1 protein-coding gene is annotated in these 547 nt (G+C 71.1%); it reads right to left on the reverse strand.

Translation table 11 applies throughout. The features are described from left to right. The coding region (locus tag ABWW33_RS33005; protein WP_353405627.1) for a contractile injection system protein, VgrG/Pvc8 family at positions 1-547 on the reverse strand (547 nt) is incomplete at both ends.

Genomic DNA, 547 nt, shown 5'->3' on the forward strand with positions numbered 1-547 from the left:
CGCGCCTGCAGCGCCTGGATGGTGTCCGATGCCTCGCCGGCGCGCACGCCGTGAAAGCGGATGCCGCCGCCGGCCGCGCTGCTGGCGTCCTCCGGCGTGGCGCTGGCCTGGCTGCTGTCGGCGAACAGCACCACGCCGACGCCGTCGTCCAGCTGTTCGAAGCGCCAGGACAGGCCCTCTTCGGTCAGCAGGCGCCGCACGAAGTCCAGGTCCGATTCGCGGTACTGGCAGCAGTAGCTGCGCGCCACCGCGTCGGCCATGAAGGGTTCGGTCTCTTCGCTCCAGCGCCACTGCGCCAGCGGCGCGTAGCCCTCGAACACGGCGTCGACGATCTCGATCACCGTCTTGTCCTGCCATACGCGGCTGTTGCGCACCTGGCTCAGCCGCCACAGCCACGGCGTCAGCCGCAGCCGATAGCGCGCCAGGCCGCCTTCGCTGCCCAGCATGGCGGCCTGCGTGATCTCGCCGTGAAATTGCGTGCGGCTGCCGTCGGCCAGGCTGACGGCGAGGCTGGCCTGTTGCCCCAGCAGCGGCGCCAGGTCGATCA

The organism is Duganella hordei (genome assembly GCF_040369125.1).
Taxonomy (GTDB): domain Bacteria; phylum Pseudomonadota; class Gammaproteobacteria; order Burkholderiales; family Burkholderiaceae_D; genus Rugamonas; species Rugamonas hordei.